Origin of the sequence: Arcobacter lacus (assembly GCF_003063295.1) — a bacterium.
In the GTDB taxonomy this organism is placed as follows: domain Bacteria; phylum Campylobacterota; class Campylobacteria; order Campylobacterales; family Arcobacteraceae; genus Aliarcobacter; species Aliarcobacter lacus.
Window position 1 is genome coordinate 1 of the sequence record NZ_MUXF01000006.1, and the last position, 17480, is coordinate 17480.

Annotated in this window: 22 protein-coding genes and 7 tRNA genes; 7 read left to right on the top strand and 22 right to left on the bottom strand. The window is 27.4% G+C overall.

The window, feature by feature from the left end:
- Both B0175_RS04500 and B0175_RS04505 read left to right on the top strand, forming a co-directional pair.
- On the top strand, positions 1 to 152 hold a 152-nt coding region (locus tag B0175_RS04500), incomplete at its 5' end, for an acetyl-CoA carboxylase biotin carboxyl carrier protein subunit (protein WP_108527475.1).
- 81 nt (positions 153 to 233) lie between these two features.
- Positions 234 to 857, top strand: coding sequence for a hypothetical protein (locus tag B0175_RS04505; protein WP_108527476.1), 624 nt, complete (start codon positions 234 to 236; stop codon positions 855 to 857).
- 77 nt (positions 858 to 934) lie between these two features.
- Here the strand turns inward: B0175_RS04505 and B0175_RS04510 are convergent.
- The 22 genes from B0175_RS04510 to B0175_RS04615 all read right to left on the bottom strand — a co-directional run bounded on the left by B0175_RS04510 (position 935) and on the right by B0175_RS04615 (position 13261).
- A tRNA-Gly gene (locus tag B0175_RS04510) sits at positions 935 to 1011 on the bottom strand.
- Between the two features lie 6 nt (positions 1012 to 1017).
- A tRNA-Arg gene (locus B0175_RS04515) sits at positions 1018 to 1094 on the bottom strand.
- Positions 1095 to 1162: 68 nt separating this feature from the next.
- Positions 1163 to 1239 (bottom strand) — tRNA-Gly (locus tag B0175_RS04520).
- Positions 1240 to 1246: 7 nt separating this feature from the next.
- A tRNA-Leu gene (locus B0175_RS04525) sits at positions 1247 to 1331 on the bottom strand.
- Positions 1332 to 1335: 4 nt separating this feature from the next.
- Positions 1336 to 1412 (bottom strand) — tRNA-Arg (locus B0175_RS04530).
- Positions 1413 to 1429: 17 nt separating this feature from the next.
- Positions 1430 to 1506, bottom strand: a tRNA-His gene (locus B0175_RS04535).
- A gap of 18 nt (positions 1507 to 1524) precedes the next feature.
- Positions 1525 to 1602 (bottom strand) — tRNA-Pro (locus tag B0175_RS04540).
- A 112-nt stretch (positions 1603 to 1714) separates the two neighbouring features.
- Positions 1715 to 2494, bottom strand: coding sequence for a thiazole synthase (locus tag B0175_RS04545; RefSeq protein WP_004510235.1), 780 nt, complete (start codon positions 2492 to 2494; stop codon positions 1715 to 1717).
- A complete protein-coding gene (gene cutA / locus B0175_RS04550; RefSeq protein WP_014468017.1) occupies positions 2491 to 2802 on the bottom strand; it encodes a divalent-cation tolerance protein CutA in 312 nt (103 codons plus the stop codon). The genes B0175_RS04545 and cutA overlap by 4 nt, the downstream gene beginning before the upstream one ends.
- Positions 2799 to 4184, bottom strand: coding sequence for an NAD(P)H-hydrate dehydratase (locus B0175_RS04555; RefSeq protein ID WP_108527477.1), 1386 nt, complete (start codon positions 4182 to 4184; stop codon positions 2799 to 2801). The genes cutA and B0175_RS04555 overlap by 4 nt, the downstream gene beginning before the upstream one ends.
- Before the next feature lie 31 nt (positions 4185 to 4215).
- Positions 4216 to 4563, bottom strand: a complete 348-nt coding sequence (locus B0175_RS04560) for an SUI1 family translation initiation factor (protein WP_108527478.1) — start codon at positions 4561 to 4563, stop codon at positions 4216 to 4218.
- On the bottom strand, positions 4564 to 5565 hold the full coding sequence (gene tsaD / locus B0175_RS04565; protein WP_108527479.1) for a tRNA (adenosine(37)-N6)-threonylcarbamoyltransferase complex transferase subunit TsaD: 1002 nt from the start codon (positions 5563 to 5565) through the stop codon (positions 4564 to 4566).
- Between the two features lie 2 nt (positions 5566 to 5567).
- Positions 5568 to 6134 carry an RBBP9/YdeN family alpha/beta hydrolase gene (locus B0175_RS04570; protein ID WP_108527480.1) on the bottom strand — a complete coding sequence of 189 codons (567 nt, stop codon included), beginning with the start codon at positions 6132 to 6134 and terminating at the stop codon, positions 5568 to 5570.
- Positions 6127 to 6420 (bottom strand): hypothetical protein, encoded by a 294-nt coding sequence (locus B0175_RS04575; RefSeq protein ID WP_108527481.1) that lies wholly within the window; start codon positions 6418 to 6420, stop codon positions 6127 to 6129. The genes B0175_RS04570 and B0175_RS04575 overlap by 8 nt, the downstream gene beginning before the upstream one ends.
- Entirely contained in the window at positions 6410 to 7477 is a 1068-nt protein-coding gene (gene dxr, locus B0175_RS04580; protein WP_108527482.1) for a 1-deoxy-D-xylulose-5-phosphate reductoisomerase, read from the bottom strand. The genes B0175_RS04575 and dxr overlap by 11 nt, the downstream gene beginning before the upstream one ends.
- The gene (locus B0175_RS04585; RefSeq protein ID WP_108527483.1) at positions 7474 to 8232 is read right to left on the bottom strand and encodes a phosphatidate cytidylyltransferase; all 759 of its coding nucleotides are present in this window, start codon (positions 8230 to 8232) and stop codon (positions 7474 to 7476) included. The genes dxr and B0175_RS04585 overlap by 4 nt, the downstream gene beginning before the upstream one ends.
- Before the next feature lie 110 nt (positions 8233 to 8342).
- Positions 8343 to 9662 carry an alpha/beta fold hydrolase gene (locus B0175_RS04590; protein WP_108527484.1) on the bottom strand — a complete coding sequence of 440 codons (1320 nt, stop codon included), beginning with the start codon at positions 9660 to 9662 and terminating at the stop codon, positions 8343 to 8345.
- A gap of 5 nt (positions 9663 to 9667) precedes the next feature.
- Positions 9668 to 10018: a hypothetical protein gene (locus B0175_RS04595; RefSeq protein ID WP_108527485.1), complete on the bottom strand. Its 351-nt coding sequence runs from the start codon at positions 10016 to 10018 to the stop codon at positions 9668 to 9670.
- Entirely contained in the window at positions 10015 to 10656 is a 642-nt protein-coding gene (locus B0175_RS04600; RefSeq protein ID WP_108527486.1) for a beta-ketoacyl synthase chain length factor, read from the bottom strand. The genes B0175_RS04595 and B0175_RS04600 overlap by 4 nt, the downstream gene beginning before the upstream one ends.
- Positions 10653 to 11768 (bottom strand): beta-ketoacyl-[acyl-carrier-protein] synthase family protein, encoded by a 1116-nt coding sequence (locus B0175_RS04605; RefSeq protein ID WP_108527487.1) that lies wholly within the window; start codon positions 11766 to 11768, stop codon positions 10653 to 10655. The genes B0175_RS04600 and B0175_RS04605 overlap by 4 nt, the downstream gene beginning before the upstream one ends.
- Positions 11768 to 12994: an NAD(P)/FAD-dependent oxidoreductase gene (locus B0175_RS04610; RefSeq protein WP_108527488.1), complete on the bottom strand. Its 1227-nt coding sequence runs from the start codon at positions 12992 to 12994 to the stop codon at positions 11768 to 11770. The genes B0175_RS04605 and B0175_RS04610 overlap by 1 nt, the downstream gene beginning before the upstream one ends.
- Positions 12995 to 13003: 9 nt before the next feature.
- Positions 13004 to 13261: a phosphopantetheine-binding protein gene (locus B0175_RS04615; protein WP_108527489.1), complete on the bottom strand. Its 258-nt coding sequence runs from the start codon at positions 13259 to 13261 to the stop codon at positions 13004 to 13006.
- Between the two features lie 122 nt (positions 13262 to 13383).
- Here B0175_RS04615 and B0175_RS04620 point away from each other — a divergent pair, with 122 nt between their 5' ends.
- The 5 genes from B0175_RS04620 to B0175_RS04640 all read left to right on the top strand — a co-directional run.
- A complete protein-coding gene (locus tag B0175_RS04620; protein ID WP_108527490.1) occupies positions 13384 to 13707 on the top strand; it encodes a hypothetical protein in 324 nt (107 codons plus the stop codon).
- The gene (locus B0175_RS04625; RefSeq protein ID WP_108527491.1) at positions 13697 to 14425 is read left to right on the top strand and encodes a glycosyltransferase family 2 protein; all 729 of its coding nucleotides are present in this window, start codon (positions 13697 to 13699) and stop codon (positions 14423 to 14425) included. Before B0175_RS04620 ends, B0175_RS04625 begins: the two co-directional genes overlap by 11 nt.
- Entirely contained in the window at positions 14425 to 15282 is an 858-nt protein-coding gene (locus B0175_RS04630; protein WP_108527492.1) for a lysophospholipid acyltransferase family protein, read from the top strand. The genes B0175_RS04625 and B0175_RS04630 overlap by 1 nt, the downstream gene beginning before the upstream one ends.
- A gap of 5 nt (positions 15283 to 15287) precedes the next feature.
- Positions 15288 to 16802 (top strand): HAL/PAL/TAL family ammonia-lyase, encoded by a 1515-nt coding sequence (locus tag B0175_RS04635; RefSeq protein ID WP_228156066.1) that lies wholly within the window; start codon positions 15288 to 15290, stop codon positions 16800 to 16802.
- Positions 16803 to 16805: 3 nt separating this feature from the next.
- Positions 16806 to 17480, top strand: a 675-nt coding sequence (locus B0175_RS04640; RefSeq protein ID WP_108527494.1) for an SDR family NAD(P)-dependent oxidoreductase, incomplete at its 3' end; no start/stop codon positions are given.

Consider the following 17480-nt stretch of genomic DNA (forward strand, 5'->3'; position numbering starts at 1 on the left):
ATAGAGTTGAAAAAGATCAACAAATTATGATTTTAGAAGCTATGAAAATGGAAATTGACATTACTGCTCCTGTTTCTGGTACTATCTCTAAAATCTTAGTTGAACCTTCTTCTTCTGTTGAAGAAGGTCAAACTTTAGCGGTTATTGCTTAATTTCTAAATTAGATAGAGTTTTACACTCTATCTAATGCTTTTTTAGCTAAACTTTTTTAAATACATAAAAAAAGAGTTATTGTGAAAAAACTTATTTATCTAATTTTTATTTTATTTACAATAATTAATTTTAGTGGCTGTTATAAAAAAATAGATAATACTTCATTTAATAAAAACTATAAAATTTTAGATGAAATTGCTGTTATTAGTTTACAAACAGACATTGAATTAATATATCAAGTTTCATTAAAAACACATCAAACTATACCCAAAAATAAATATCTTGAAATTTGTAAACTTAATAGTTCAATATACTTTAATGAGATTTTAATTACAGATAAATTTATAAACTTGTTAGAAATCAAAAATATTAAGGTAACAGATATAAAAAATGCAAAAAAACTATTAGTAATTAAACCAATAAGATTTGAAAGTTTAGCTAGATTAGATAATAATACAAATGGACTTTGCTCTGTTTCAAGTGGGTTTACAGATATAAGTATATATGATATTGATGAAAAAGCAAATAAGTTCTTAATATATGAAAATAGATTTTTTTCTGATGAAAATTATAATACTATCCCTTTAGGTGGTGGTTATTCAAAATTGAAAGAAAATAGTACAAATAAAAAAGATGTGAATAAGTTTTTTAAAGCTGTTATTGATGATTTAGAAAGTATTATGCATTTTTCTAATAAAAAATAGCTTCATTTTCAAAAATTTAAAATCAAAAATAAACTCAATTTAATGTTACTTATATTGAAAAATGTTTATTAAAATTTTGGAGCGGGAGACGAGACTCGAACTCGCGACAGTCTGCTTGGAAGGCAGAAGCTCTAGCCAACTGAGCTACTCCCGCATAAAGTGGTACTCCCAGTACGATTCGAACGTACGGCCTACGCCTTAGAAGGGCGTTGCTCTATCCAGCTGAGCTATGGAAGCATTAAAAAATAAAGCTAAAAAAAGCCTTACACAAAAAGTAAAAAAACTTCTTATATAAGGCTTTTAAATGGAGCGGGAGACGAGACTCGAACTCGCGACAGTCTGCTTGGAAGGCAGAAGCTCTAGCCAACTGAGCTACTCCCGCTCAAAAGTGGTGCGGACGGAGAGACTCGAACTCTCACACCGTGAGGCACCAGATCCTAAGTCTGGCGTGTCTACCAATTTCACCACGTCCGCAAAGTGGTACTCCCAGTACGATTCGAACGTACGGCCTACGCCTTAGAAGGGCGTTGCTCTATCCAGCTGAGCTATGGAAGCACTCTAAAAAAATTTAATGGGGTAGGTAATGGGGCTCGAACCCACGACCCTCGGAACCACAACCCGATGCTCTAACCGACTGAGCTATACCTACCACAAGTTAATATTAAAATGGTCGGGGCGAGAGGATTCGAACCTCCGGCCCCCTGGTCCCAAACCAGGTGCGCTAACCAGACTGCGCTACGCCCCGACAAATAAAGAAGTTTCACAAAAAGTGGACGGAATTATATTATATATTTTAGATTTTGTCAAGAGTATTTAGAAGAAATAATGGGAAAATCCAAAATTACTTCTAAAATACGTTAAAACTGTATTAATCCGTCAATTGGTGAACTTGCTGTTGCATACGGTTTTTTAGGGATTCTTCCAGCTTTATAACCAAGTCTTCCTGCAATAACAGCATATTTCATAGCTTCTGCCATTTGTATAGGATTTTGAGCACAAGCGATTGCACTATTTGCTAAAACAGCATCAGCTCCTAATTCCATAGCTATTGAAGCATCACTTGCACAACCAATCCCTGCATCAACAATAACTGGAACTTTTACTGCATCTCTAATAAATGCTATATTATATTTATTTTGAATACCAAGTCCACTTCCTATTGGAGCAGCTAATGGCATAATAGCATCAGCTCCTGCATCTTCCAATCTTTTAGCAATAATTGGATCATCACTTGTATATGCCATAATTGTAAAACCATCTTTTTTTAAAATTTCACAAGCTTTTATTGTCTCAATTACATCAGGATATAAAGTTTTTTGTGCATCACCAATAACTTCTAATTTTATTAAATCAATTCCAGTTGCTTCTCTCATCAATCTAAAAGTAGTAATTGCTTCTTGAGCTGTAAAACACCCTGCACTATTTGGTAAAAATTTTACATTTGTATCTTTGAAATAATCCAGTAAATTCTCTTCATTTGGATTTGTAATATTCACTCTTCTAATAGCAACTGTTATTAGTTCACTACCACTTGCAAGTGTTGCTTCTTTCGTTGTTTGGAAATCTTTATATTTACCACTTCCAACAATTAATCTACTATTTAATTCATATTTACCTATTTTTAAAATATCATTCATATTGTATTATCCTTTATAAATTTTAAATATTTTTTACTTGATTTTGAAATATCAAGTTGAATAATTTCAGGCACATCATAACTATGTAATTCTTTTATTTTACTTTTTATTTTCTTAAAGTGCTTTTTTCTTGTTTTTATGTTTAAAAGTGTTTCTTTATCACTACAAAATTGATTATCCCAATTATAAAATGATTTTATTTGACTTAACTGTACACAAGCAGCAAATTTTTCTTCTATTAATATTTTTGCGATATTTTCAGCTTCTTCTTCTGAACTGCAAGTTGTTTGAATAATAATAGTTTTCATAGATTTTTTATCTCTTCAATTAAATCTTGTGGACTTAGAGCATAATTATTTTTTTTATAATTTTTTGCCGCTAAAGTATGAGCTAAACTTGCACTTATTGCTACATCAAGAGGTTTGTAACCTTGAGCTAAAAGAGAGCCTATAAGACCGCTTAAAACATCACCACTTCCACCTTTACTTAAAACTGCACTTCCAAAACTATTCACATATAATTTTTCATTTTGAGCAATAATTACATTTGCACCTTTTAAAAGAAGAACTGTTTTAGGATACTTTTTTGAAAACTTTTCTACATATAAAAATCTATTATTTTGTAACTCTTGTACAGATATATCAGCGATTCCAGAAAGTTTCAATAAAGAAACAAACTCTTTTGGATGAGGAGTTAAAACAACTTCTTTATCTAATACTTCAAGTATTAGTTCATCATAAAACAGATCAGCATCTATAATTTTTGGAACATCTTTTTTTAAAATCTCTTTTATTTTATTTTCATCATATTTTCCCAAACCCATTCCAATAGCAATAGCTGTGCAATTTTGGCTAATATTTTGTGTTTGCATAATATGATAAGGTAAATCTACATTTTCATCACAAACTACACTTACAAGCCCAACACCAAATCCAAAAGCTGCATTAGAAGCGATAATTCCAGCACCTTTTTTAGAACCAAGTATTACATTTAAATGTCCAAAACTACCTTTATTTGAATCTTTTTTGTTTCTTGTAGGAAGTTTCATATCATTTTCATCTAATAAAAACTTATTAGTTTGTGTTTCATAAAGCTCTCTTTGAACACCAAGATTTGATACAATTATTTCACCAACATAATCTTTTGCTAAATCTGTAAAAAGTGAAGTTTTAAGTGCTCCCATTGTTATAGTTACATCTGCTTGAAAAGTAGAACTGTTTATTTGCCCCAAATTATTTATTCCACTTGGAATATCACAAGCAATTTTAAAAGAAGAATTTGAATTTAAATTATCTATTAGATTTAAATATTTTTCATCTAAAGGTTTATTTAGACCTGTCCCAAATAAACAATCAACTATTATATTAGCTTCAAAAACTTCATCTACTTCTTTTATATTCAAAGTTTTAACTCTTTTGTATTGAAGTTTTGCCATAGAAGATTTTGGTTCACTTGCAAGATATAAATTTACATCAAATTTTTTATGTAAAAGTCTAGCAAGAACTAATCCATCAGCACCATTGTTTCCACTTCCACAAACAATCAATACACTTTTATTTTCTTCAAAAATATCTTCAATGTAAGAGCACATACTAGATGCTGCATGTTCCATCAAAATATCTTCATTTAAAAAAAACTCTTCATAACATCTTTTATCTAAAGAATTTACCTCATCAAATATCTTTTGCATAATATAACTCCTTAAAAATGTTATCTAAGTTTTATCTAAATTTCCAGTTATCTTTTGTCAATATCTCTTTTATTTTATCTTTGAAATCACCTTGTATTTCTAACCATTCATTATTTATTGCTCCACCACAAGCAAGCTTTTTCTTTAGAAGTTTTAGAACCTCTTTTTTTTCAGCTTCTTCTATATAAAATCTTCCAACTAAAGTTACAGGTTTTCCATTTCTTTTTTCGTAAGTGAAAACTAATTGATGTTGATTTTTAGGTATTAACTCATTTGAAGATTTTTTTGGATTTTTTTTATCCTCTTTTATGGTATCGTGATTATTTCCTTCAAGTTTTGAGCCTAAACCTTTTGATAACATATCTGCTAAACTTGCCATTTAAAACTCCTTTATTCTTGTTTGTATATCTATCTCTTCAATACTTATAAAATCTTTTAATTTATATTGTTCAACTGCAACTCTTCCAATCATTGCTGCATTGTCACTACAATATTTTAATTCACTAAGATACAAATTCATATTATGTTTTTTACATAATTCATCTATTTGTGCTCTTAAATAGATATTTGCACTTGCACCGCCTACAATTGCGAAGTTTTTTGGAACTTTTTGTTTAAATAGTTTTTTTAGTTTTTGCATTATATGATCAACTGCTGTTTTTTGAAAACTTGCACAAATATCATATTTGTCTTGTTCCCTAATTCCTTCTTCACTGTTTTCAAGTTTTTCAATATAAAGTCGAACTGCATTTTTAAGACCACTATAACTAAACTCTATTTTTGGACTTTGACTAAGAGGAATTGGTAAATCAAATCTATTAGCTTCACCTTTTAAAGAATACTCTTGAACAACTGGACCACCTGGATATCCAAGTCCAAGCATTTTAGATACTTTATCAAAACTCTCACCAAAACTATCATCGATTGTTGTCGCAACTACTTTCATATCAGTTAAACTATTTGCTTCAATAATTTGAGTATGTCCACCAGAAACCAGCAAAATAGTCATAGGTAAAACTTCATTTTTTTCTATAAAAAGTGAATAGATATGTCCTTTTAGATGATTTACAGCAATTAATGGAAGATTTAACGATATACTTAAAGCTTTTGCCATTGTTACCCCTTCCATTAGTGTTACACTAAGTCCTGGAGCATTTGTAACAGCAATTGCTTTTAATAATGGAAAATACTCTTTACACTCTTCAAGAATTTTTGGAAGTGCTTCCACATGAAGCCGTGCAGCTAGTTCAGGAACAACTCCTCCATAAATACTATGTTGAAGTTCTTGAGATATTTTTTTATGATAGATTAATTTATTTGTTTTTATTTCTGTAATAGCTATTGAGCTATCATCGCAACTGCTTTCAATGCTTAAAATCATATTTAGTGTTCTTTAAGCTCTTCATTTATTTCACACTCATCTTCTCTTTTTATCCAGTCAAGTGCGCAATCAAGTTTTCCAAATCCAGAAGCTGCATTTATATGTCCTGCATTTTCCATAATTTTCATTCCAATATTAAGTTTTGATTGAAGTCTTATTGCTTCTTCCACTGTTAAATAAGGATCATTTGTTGAAGCTGCCATAATAATTTCATTTGCTTTTAAATCTTTTGCAATTGGATAAGGGAAAAATGTTTTAGCATCTTCTAAAACTTCATTTCTAACAGGAGCAACAAGCATCAATTTATCAAGTCTTATATCAAGTTCATCACAAGTATGAAACCACAAAATATTTCCTAAAGAGTGACAAACTACAATATCAGGTTTAAAATGGTTTATCTCTTTTTTTAAAAAATATTTCCATTCTTGTAGTTTTGGATTATCTCTTGAAGGAAAACTAGGAAAAGACACTATAAAATTCTCTTTTATCAAATCCATAGCAAGTTGTGACTGCCAATGAGGATAATCACTTCCATTTAATCCATGAAGTATTAAGACTCTTTTACTCATCTTTTTCATCCCTTATATTTTTTATTTCAAATTTACCTTTTCTAATCAAGTACTGTGCATTTTCATCTAATAATTCGATATTTATTTTATCATCTTTTCTAAAGATTAATCCAACTAATTCTTTATGTGATTTTTTTTCAATATTTACAAAACTATTTTTCTTCCAATTATCAAATTTATCTTCATATAAAGTTACAAGATTTTTTTCAAATTTAGTTCTTGTGTAAATTAGATAAATTACTAAAATAAGTAAAATTCCAAAAGGAATTAATAAGTCAAGACTCACAATACTTTCTCACTTCTTTATCTATTTGAAAAATATCTTCTATTGAACTTGCATTTGCATTATGAAATTTGTTTATAGCATTCATAGTAATTTTTGAAATATCTAAAAAGCCTATTTGTGAATTTAGAAATTTTGAAACAGCTACTTCATTTGCAGCATTTAAAACAACTCCTAAATCAAGATTATTTAATATTTCATCTTTAAGTTGCCAAATTTGATAACGATTTTCTTCAATTTTTCTAAACTCAATATTTCCAACTTCTATTAAATTTACAGGTTTTAAAATCTCTTCATCACAATGCCCAAGTATTGCATAAGCTATTGGAAGTTGCATTGAAGCATTTGCAATATGTGCTGTTGTACTTCCATCTTTAAAGTTAATCATTGCATGAATAAGTGATTTTGTTTCGATGATTGCATCAAGTTTTCTTGTATCAAAAAGCCAAGCAGCTTCTATAAGTTCAAACATTTTATTTGTCATAGTAGCACTGTCAATAGTAATTTTATTTCCCATTGACCAATTTGGATGATTTAATGCCTCTTTTATAGAAACATTTTGAAGTTTATCAAGTGGATAATCTCTAAATGAACCACCACTTGCAGTTATTGTCATAGAATCTATTTTTTTATTTTGAAGTAAATACCAAAGTCCAAAATGTTCACTATCTATTGGACTAAGTTTTGTTTGATCAATAAATTTTCCAGCAACTACAAGAGATTCTTTATTTGCTAATGCTATTTTTTTACCACATTCAATAGCTTTTAATGTAGGTCTTAATCCTAAAAATCCAACAAGAGCATTTACAACTGTTTTAGAACTACTATTTTCAATAGCTTCCAAAATAGCAGTTTCTCCAAAAGATACATTTTTGTGTTGAACAAAAGAAATATCTTCTTTATTTGCGACAACGACTATTTTAGGATTAAACTCTTTTATTTGTTCATTTAGTAGCTTTATATTTTTTCCAGCTACTAAAGTTTCAACATTTAAATTAAATTTTCGTGCGATATTTAAAGTATTAACTCCTATTGAGCCTGTACTTCCAAGAAGTATCAAATGATAACCCTTAATAAAACAACCATTGTTATTGCACCAAATAAGTAACCATCAACTCTATCTAAAACTCCACCATGTCCTGGAAGAATAGTACCACTATCTTTTACACCTGCTTCTCTTTTTAAATAACTTTCATATAAATCACCAAATACTGATGATAAAGATACAATAGCAGAAACTATAATAGCTCCAATTATTCCAACTTCACTAATAGAAGTTAATGTTCCTAAAATAATAGCAAATGCCATTCCCCCAAATACTCCTTCTAGAGTTTTATTTGGACTTGTTTCACAAAATGGTGTTTTTCCAAAACTTCTTCCTACAAAATAAGCTCCAATATCAGTAGCTGCAACAATAACAAATAACCATAGAAGAACTTTTACGCCATATTCACTGTATAAAGTCATTAAAAATATAAAAGATGCTGTTGGATATAAAAGTGGAAGGAATAACTTTTTATCTAAAGTTCTTTTATAAGCTAATTGTGAAGCATAACCTATTGCAACAATAAAAATTAAATCTATTGGCATTGGATAAAAATATACTGCAACCCATAATAATAATGTATAAATATAAATACTATCATTATGTAATTTGTATAACTCTTTTGATTCATGAACAGAAATCATAAGTGCAGCTCCAAATACTAACCAAAATAAAAAATACGAATCTATATATACAACTATTAAAAAAAGTATAAGTAAAACAAATGCCGTTTTAACCCGTGTTGATAACTTGCTCAAATTTTCTAACATATCAAACCTTTAATTTTTTGTATATAATGTTAACATTTTTTATCTTTGTTATTTGTAAATACATTATTTATTTTTTCATATAGTTTTTATTGGTAATCTAAGAATTGATTTTAATATTTTTCTTTGTTCTTCATGATTACTTTTTTATGAAAAACTTTGTTTGTGATAGGGCTTTTTATATTAACTAAAGAAAATATTATTTCATTTTCTCCTTTACTCAAAATTGCATTAATCGTTGAATCAATTTTAACTCCAGCTAAATCCAATTTTGATGCTGTAGTGCTTATTCCAACTTCTCCTTTTATAACAGTTGAAGTGATATTTAAAGTTGAATTATAAGAATTTATTGCTACTTTGCTATTTCCTATTTCTGAATCTATTATATAAATATTTGAATTCTCAACATTTAAATATTCAATATTACAATTGTATAAATACAAATTATTTGAATTTACTATCTTCAAATATTTATATGCACAATCTCTCAAAATACCTTTATTATTTTTTAATTCTCTATTTTGAGTAGCTTGCGCATACCTTTTTTCTGTTTGAACTATATCTTCTATTAAAAATTTGTCTAAATACTGAAAATATTCATCTTCTGAATAAATAATAGGTACATGTCCACTATTTTTTATAATATTCAATTCTGAATTTCCTAACAAATAATTTAAAACATAGGCACTTCTCAATGGAGTAACTTGATCATTTTCTCCCCATAATATCATAGTAGGAGTTTTAATTTTATATAAATCAAACCAATCTTCAGTCACAACACCTAAAGCTGCAATTGATGTTGGTGCACTTAAAACTTTTTTTCTAATAGTTTCATCCCTTACTACTTCACCCAAATCTTTAGGTAATATTTCAGTAAGACTACTTGTAATATTTGATGCTAATTGAGAAATTTGATTATTTAATGCACTTTTTTTATTCTCATCAACAATTTTATTAATTTGTGTTTTTACTATAAATTCTCCATAAGCATCTTTTTGTAAAATTCCAGCAGAATCTATAACCATAAGTTTTTTTAACTTGTTAGGATATTTTATTGCATATTTTAAACTAATTGCTCCACCCATAGAGTGACCTACTAAATAAAATTTCTTTTCATTTAGATATTTCGATACTATAAAATCTAAAACTTCTGCATATTTCTCTGGAGTATATTCAACATTAGCTTTTGAAGATTTTCCAAAACCTGGCAAATCAAATGTGATTACATAGTAATCATTTTTTAATTTATCAATGCTATTTTTCCAAATAGTTGAAGCTTCATCACCTAAACCATGAACAAAAACTATTGCATCTTTTTTTTCATCACCTTCAATATTTATATAAATATTACTATCTAATATAGGTTCATCTATAAAAAATTCTTCTGCATATAAATAATGAATAAAAATCAATAAAAATAAAAATAGTTTCATATATTTTATTCTTCTAATTTAACAACGAAATTACCAATAGCATATATTTTATTATCATCAATCAATTCAAAACTAAATTCATTTAATGATCCTAGTGATATCTCTTTTTTTATTTTAATTTTATAATCCAAACTCATTACATCATTTAATAATTCTATATCTTTTAATGTAATTAAAAAACCAATTTTTTCTTCTTTATCTTCACTAAAAACTACACTGCTTTGGGCGGCTGCTTCACAAATCATAGCCAAAGTAGGAATAGTTGGAAAAGAACATGAAGTATGAGCAATATCATCTTGTATGTCTATAATATCATTTACAAATCTTACAGGTTTTTGATGTGGTAAATTTATCATATATCTATCTTTATTATATTTTTATTATTATCATTAAAATTTTGTGCAATGAACATCATGTGTTCCATAGATTTTGGAAAACCTATTAAAGATATATTATTAATATCCATTGTTTCTTTTTCTTCAGTGAATTTTACTTTTAGTGCAACTACAACTTCCATATATTCTATACAAGTATTTATATCTTCAATATTAGGAATATTCAATGTTTCACTACAAATCAATACTAATTCATCTTTATCTAAAGATTTTATTGCTGCTGCTTTTAAAACTTTTAAAGAAGTTGTATCTCCACTCGAAATAGTTAGAATCTCTTTTTTATTTTCAAATAAAATTGATGCATAAGAAACTGCCGTATTATAAACAGAATTTTGGAAATCAGTCGGAGATAACATATCTTTATTCAATATGGCTTTTAAAATATTTGCTGATGCTAATAATTCGCCAAAAGAGCTTCCATAAAGAATTCTATTATTTTTTGAGTCTAATTTTGCTAAAGCTTCAATTACTAATTTTGAAGCTTTTGTCAATCTTCTTCTAAATACCATTTGAGGTACTAACTCTTTTGTATTTAAATTTTCTATTTCTTTTTTATCACAAAGATAAAATGCATCTAAAATTTCTAAATTAATATTCATTTACATATTCCAAAAATTAAAGATGTATTATTTCCACCAAAAGCAAATGAGTTACTAAGAACATAACTTAATCTACTTTCTTCATTTTCCAAAGAGTAGTTAATTTCTTCAATTTCAAACTCTTCTAATCCTTTATTTGAAGGAATTATTTGTTTTTTCAAAACCATACAACAAATTATGGCTTCAATAGCTCCAGCAGCTCCTAGAGTATGTCCTGTAATTGATTTTGTAGAACTAACTTTTGGTTTTTTATCTTGAAATAGAGTTTTTATAGCTGTCAATTCTGAAAAATCATTAGCATAAGTTCCTGTTCCATGTGCATTAATATATGAAATATCGTTATTATTTATATTTGCATTTTTAATTGCATTTTTCATAGCTTCGATTGCACCTAAACCTTGTGGATGTGGTTGTGTCATATGATGAGCATCTGAACTGTAACCAACTCCAAAAAACTCTATGGAGTCATTATTTTTTTCATTTTGTAATAATAAAATACCAAAACCTTCTGCAACATTCATACCATCTCTATTTTTATCAAAAGGTTTGCAAGGATTTGATGATAGAACACTTAACGCTGAAAAACCGCAAACTGTTGTATAAGATATTGCATCAATACCAATAACTAAAACATTTTTGTAAATACCTTTTTCAATAACTTCTTTTGCATAACCTAAAGCATTTGCACTTGAAGTACAAGCTGTTGAAAAAGATATATCATCATAAAAATTAAATTTTTTTCTTAAAAAATAAGCGATAGAATCAATTGAATGTTTTTTATAATCTATATTTTTATAATTTTTATCTTCAAAATAAACTTTTTCTGTTTCATTCATCCCACCAACACTAGAACCAATAACTAAAAGAGTTTGTGAAAAATCTTTTAAATCAAAAGTTTCTAAAAGTTTTTTACATCTTTGAAATAAAAGTTCATTTAAATCAATATCTTTTTTTATTTTTCCAATGGCAACTACTTTTTCTTTAACAAAATTAGCATCTAAAGTAATAGTATCTTTTTTTAGTAATATAGAATCAAAAAGTTCTTCTGGACTATTTCCAGCACAAGAAACAGTATCAAAATAATTTATAAAAACTCTGTTTTTCAACTCCATTAATTTCTACTTTCAGACATAACAACTAAAGCATCAATTTTTTTCTTTGTATCTTTTACGAAATAATTATTTTCATCCCAAACGTATCCAGAAAGTATTGATGCAATAGATTGTTTAATTTTAGGAGATTTATTTGTAGCATAAAATATTTTTTTGAGTCTTCCATCATACCAAGCATATACAAATTCTCTAAAAACATTAATTCCAATCATCATATAATCTTCATAATCTTTTTGCCAGTCTACTTTTTTACCATTTAGTTGATCAATTATCAAAGAAGCAACTCTTGAAGATGATTCCAAAGCTAGAGTAACACCTGATGAAAAAACTGGATCTAAAAATTCTGTTGCATTACCACTCATAGCAAAATTTTTTCCATACATTTTTTTAATAGAAGCTGAGTAACCATTTATAATTTGTACAGGAGCAACTTGTTTAGCATTTTTGTATTTTTCTTTTAAATATTTATGACTATTTATAGAATGTAATAAAAATTCTTCTTTAGAAAGTTTACTATTCAAAAAATAACTCTCTTCACACACTATTCCAATAGAAGTCACTCCATCGCTAAAAGGAATTCCCCAAAACCAAGCTTTATTATCATCATGAATTACAATGTCAATAAACCCTTCTTCATCTTTTTCTCTTCTATCTTCGCCTGTCATTCTCATTAAAATTGCATTTCTTAATTTTAAGTCAGATGGTTCATCAAGATTTAGAAGTTTTGGTAAAACTCTTCCATAGCCAGATGCATCTAAAACAAATTTTGCTTTAAAACTACTTTTCAAACCATTTTCATCTTTTGCATATATTATATTTTGAGAATTATCATAATCAATAACTTCAATTTTGTGTCTTACATCAGCTCCTAATTTTTTAGCTGTTTGTAACAAAATATTATCAAATTCTTCTCTTTTCACCTGAAAACTTGTATTATGTTTTTGCCCTAAGTTATCTCTAAAATCTATAAATTCTTGAATATTATCTTCATCGATAAATATAGCTCCAGGTTTTAGCATATAAGATTGTTTTTCTATAATATCAAGTATTCCAATATCATCTAAAATTTCATTACATTTTGGAAGTAAAGATTCACCAATTACAAATCGAGGAAAATCTAATTTTTCTAAAATTTTTACACTAAATCCTGCTTTTAATAATTTACAAGCAGCAACTGAACCACTAGGTCCGCCACCTATTATTAGTACATCGCAGATTTCTTCCATAATTTTTTCTTATTCTAAATTTTTATTTATGTAATTTAATAGATTATTAATAGATGAAAAAATTGTTTTATAATCCGAACTATTACTAATTTTTACCCCATATTCTTTTTCGATAATTAAAACTAATTCTATTGAATCAACAGAATCTAAGCCTAATCCTTCTTCTCCAAAAAGTGGTGAATCGTTTTCAATATCATCAACAGTAATGTCTTCTAATTTTAAACTATCTATTAACTTTTGTTTAAAATCATCTATCAAAATTTCCATAATTAATATTTCCTTGTTAAAAATTAAGCCCCGATTATATCTACTTTACTCTTAATAAAAAAATAACTATTAAGTAAAAATATTATAAAATATCAAAAAAAATTATGCTAGGTTAACTACTTTTGAAAAATCTATTTAAAATTTTAGAAATAAAAAAAGATAATAATTCAAATGAATTTACTATTGAATTATCTGGAAAAGACCACCCAATATTCAAGGCTCATTTTCCAAATAATGAGATTTTACCTGGATTTATTCAAATAGATATTATTTCAAATATTTTAGAGCATAAAATAAAAAAGATAAAAAAAGCAAAATTTTTATCGATAATAAAACCAAATAATAAAATAAAATATTTTGTATCAACAAAAGATGAAGTTGAGTATAAAATAATTTTAAGAAATTTAGAAAATAGTAAATTAAGCGAGTTTAGTTATGAAATTTAAAGATAGAGATATTATTGCCGTTGTTCCAACTTTAAATAATGATTTTACTATACAAAAAGTTGTAGATGATGTATTATCTTTTGGATTTAAAGTGATTGTAGTAGATGACGGTTATATAAATCCTGTTTCAAATATTTTAAAAAAATGTGACAATTTAACAATTATTAGACACGATATAAATAAAGGAAAAGGTGAAGCAATACTAACTGGAGCTAAAAAAGCGAAAGAGTTAGGATATGATTATTTTGTAACTCTTGATGGAGATGGTCAACATATGGCAAGTGAAATAAAAAAATTGCAAGATACAATTTCATCAAATAACCAAATAATTATTGGTGCTAGAAACTTTGATATTTCAAACGTTCCAAATGGTTCAAAATTTGGCAGATGGTTCAGTAATTTCTGGGCTTGCTGGGACACTGGATATAGAATCACCGATTCATTATCAGGTTTTAGAATATACCCTATTTCAATTCTTAATCTTCAATATAAAACTTCAAAATTTGATTGGGAAATGGAAGTTTTGGTAAGACATGCTTGGAATGGTGGAGAAATAATTGAAAAACAAATAGAGTGCTATTATCCAAAAGCAGAAGATAGAGTGAGCCATTTTAGAAAATTTGAAGATACTATGGCAATTGTTTGGGTACATGTTCAAATGCTTCCTATAAAATGGACAAAAATGTTTTTAAATATTTTTAAGAAAAACAAAAAATAATGAAAACTATTCAAAGGGGAAGTGGCTGGAGTATAAAACTTGTTTTTACTCTTTATAAGATTTTTGGATATAAATTTACTTATTATTTAATGTATCCTGTAACTTTTTTCTATTTTATTTTTGCTAGTAATGTATATAAAGCTTTAGAAATCTATTATAAGCAACTTAATATTCCTTTCACAAAAAAGATTTACTATAATCATCTTTTTATGTTTGCTATTTGTATGGTTGATAGGTTTATCTCAAAAGCTGATTGTACATCATATCAATTTAGCTATGAAGATAGAGATTTTATTAAAAAACAAGTTGATAATGGTTCTATTTTACTTCTATCTCATTTTGGTGGTTGGTCTGTAACTAATTGCAAAATTTTATCTGATAATATAATCAATATAGTTATGAAAGAAGTAATTTTATCTAGTATAAAAAAGATTGAAAATTCTATAAATAATCCGCTTAAAAATATTAATATCATTGATCAATCACTAAATCCTATTGAAGTCTCTATAAAAATAGCAAATGCTATCTCAAATAAAGAGGCAATTGCTTTTATGGCAGATAGAGCTGTAGATAAGAAATTTTCAGAAGAGTTTGAATTTTTAGGAAAAAAAGCACCTTTTAATACAAATCCATTTAAGGTTTCATACAAAACAAAAACTCCAATAGTGGTTGTTTTTGTAATAAATGTTGGTTTACAAAATTACTATATAAAATCTAAAGAAATCAAAATGGATTTTAATTTAGATGAAAATAGTGCTATCACAAACTCTTTATCTGAATATGTAAAGAGCTTTGAAGAAGTTGTGAAAGAATATCCAAATCAGTGGTTCAATTTATATAATTTTTGGGAAAGGTAAAAAACTTGATAATAGACGAAAGATACATAACTCTAGATGAGATTATAAAAAGTGATAGTATAGAGATTTCAAAAGATAAAAATTTTGAAAATCATATTAATGAAACTCATAATTTTTTAATTAATGAAATAAAAGATGGTAAACCAATTTATGGTATTACAACAGGATATGGTGCTAGTGGTAAAAACTATGTAAACTATGAAGATAGCAAAACTTTACAAACTAATCTTTTTAGATTTCATGGGTGTGGTGTTGGTAAAAAACTATCTTATAAAGTTTGTAAATATGCTGTAATTGCTAGAACTATCTCTTTAAGCAAAGCAAAATCTGGAGTTAGTATAGAACTTCTTAAAAGACTTGAGATGTTAATACAAAAAGATATTATTCCAGTTATTCCATCACAAGGTTCAGTTGGAGCAAGTGGAGATTTAACTCCATTATCTTATATAGCAGCTGTTGTTGCAGGTGAGCGAGAAGTTTACTATAAAGGTGAAATAAAAGATGTAATGGAGGTTTACAATGAACTAAATATTACTCCTTATATTTTTAAACCTAAAGAAGCACTTGCAATTATGAATGGTACAACAGCAATGAGTGCGATTGCATTAGATTCTATTGAAGAATTTGAAACTATTTTAAACTCTATGGAAAGTTATGTTGCGGGAATGTTTGAAGTGCTTTTAGGAGATGATACTCCAGTTGATGATTTTGTACATCTATCTAAACCTTTTAGTGGTCAAATACAAAGTGCTCAAAATATAAAAAGAAAAATACAAGGCTCAAAATTAACTCATGGAAGAGATGATAGATATGATAAATTTTTCGCTGATAATGACTTAAATATTCAAGACAACTACTCTATGAGATGTGCTCCACAAGTTTTAGGAGTAATAAGAGACAACCTTGAAATTTCAAAAAAATGGGTAGAACAAGAGATAAATTCAGTAAATGACAATCCTTTAATCGATGGTGTAAATAAAAAAATTTATACTTCTGGTAACTTCTATGGTGGTTATGTAGCTCATGCTATGGATACACTTAAAATTTGTGCTGGGAACTTAGCAGATTTATTAGATAAAGAGTTTGCTCTTTTAGTTGATCATAAATTTAATCGAGGTTTAGGTGAAAATTTAAAACTTTCAAAAGAACCTTTTTATCATGGATTTAAAGCTATGCAAATAACTCTTAGTTCACTTAGTGCTGATGTTATAAAAAATACAACTGCTGCATCAATTTTTTCAAGACCAACAGAATCTCTAAATCAAGATAAAGTTTCTATGGGAACAACTGCTGCAAATGATTTTTCAAAAATGATTCCTGATTTATATAATATGCTTTCAATTGCTTTTATAGGAATGGCTCAAGCAATCGATATTAGAGGAACAAATTTAGTTTCACCTCATTTAAAAAGTATTTATGAAAATATTAGAAAAGATGTAGCACCTTTATATGAAGATAGAAGAATGGATTTTGATATAGAAAATGTTTATAAAATAATTCAAAATAAAAAGTTTGTATAAATTATGAAAAAAGTATTAGTTACAGGGGCAACAGGAAGTATTGGTCAAGAGATTGTAAAAGAGTATGCAAAAAATGGTTTTTTTGTATATATTCATTACAATAGTAACCAGCAAAAAGCTTTAGAATTATTAGAAGAGATAAATAACAACGGAGAACTTATCTCTTTTGACATAAAAAATAAAGACTCTATAAAAAATAGTTTAGAAAACCTTGAAATTGACGTTCTAATAAACAATGCAGGAATAATAAAAGATAACCTTTTTTTCTTTATGAATGATGATGAATGGGAAGATGTAATAAATACAAATTTAAATAGTAATTTTTATATTACAAAATTATTGTCTAAAAATATGATGATGAATAAAAATGGAAGTATAGTTAATATTGCTTCAATATCTGGAGTTTGTGGAAACTCTGGACAAGCAAATTATAGTGCTAGCAAAGGTGGTATTATAGCTTTAACAAAAACTTTAGCTATCGAATTAGGAAGATACAACATAAGAGTAAATGCCTTAGCTCCAGCAATTATAGAATCTGAAATGACAAAAGATATTCCAAATATGAAAGAGTTGAAAAAAACTATTCCTTTAGGAAGATTTGGAAAAGCAAATGAAGTTGCAAAATGTGCTTATTTTATTGGAGTTGATGCAACATATGTAAGTGGTGAGGTTTTAAAT

What these genes read in the sequence shown, in the direction of transcription:
- B0175_RS04545 (WP_004510235.1), bottom strand. Translation starts at nt 2,494, where the DNA reads ATGAATGATATTTTAAAAATAGGTAAATATGAATTAAATAGTAGATTA.
- cutA (WP_014468017.1), bottom strand. Translation starts at nt 2,802, where the DNA reads ATGAAAACTATTATTATTCAAACAACTTGCAGTTCAGAAGAAGAAGCT.
- B0175_RS04555 (WP_108527477.1), bottom strand. Translation starts at nt 4,184, where the DNA reads ATGCAAAAGATATTTGATGAGGTAAATTCTTTAGATAAAAGATGTTAT.
- B0175_RS04560 (WP_108527478.1), bottom strand. Translation starts at nt 4,563, where the DNA reads ATGGCAAGTTTAGCAGATATGTTATCAAAAGGTTTAGGCTCAAAACTT.
- tsaD (WP_108527479.1), bottom strand. Translation starts at nt 5,565, where the DNA reads ATGATTTTAAGCATTGAAAGCAGTTGCGATGATAGCTCAATAGCTATT.
- B0175_RS04570 (WP_108527480.1), bottom strand. Translation starts at nt 6,134, where the DNA reads ATGAGTAAAAGAGTCTTAATACTTCATGGATTAAATGGAAGTGATTAT.
- B0175_RS04585 (WP_108527483.1), bottom strand. Translation starts at nt 8,232, where the DNA reads ATGTTAGAAAATTTGAGCAAGTTATCAACACGGGTTAAAACGGCATTT.
- B0175_RS04590 (WP_108527484.1), bottom strand. Translation starts at nt 9,662, where the DNA reads ATGAAACTATTTTTATTTTTATTGATTTTTATTCATTATTTATATGCA.
- B0175_RS04595 (WP_108527485.1), bottom strand. Translation starts at nt 10,018, where the DNA reads ATGATAAATTTACCACATCAAAAACCTGTAAGATTTGTAAATGATATT.
- B0175_RS04600 (WP_108527486.1), bottom strand. Translation starts at nt 10,656, where the DNA reads ATGAATATTAATTTAGAAATTTTAGATGCATTTTATCTTTGTGATAAA.
- B0175_RS04605 (WP_108527487.1), bottom strand. Translation starts at nt 11,768, where the DNA reads ATGGAGTTGAAAAACAGAGTTTTTATAAATTATTTTGATACTGTTTCT.
- B0175_RS04610 (WP_108527488.1), bottom strand. Translation starts at nt 12,994, where the DNA reads ATGGAAGAAATCTGCGATGTACTAATAATAGGTGGCGGACCTAGTGGT.
- B0175_RS04615 (WP_108527489.1), bottom strand. Translation starts at nt 13,261, where the DNA reads ATGGAAATTTTGATAGATGATTTTAAACAAAAGTTAATAGATAGTTTA.
- B0175_RS04625 (WP_108527491.1), top strand. Translation starts at nt 13,697, where the DNA reads ATGAAATTTAAAGATAGAGATATTATTGCCGTTGTTCCAACTTTAAAT.
- B0175_RS04630 (WP_108527492.1), top strand. Translation starts at nt 14,425, where the DNA reads ATGAAAACTATTCAAAGGGGAAGTGGCTGGAGTATAAAACTTGTTTTT.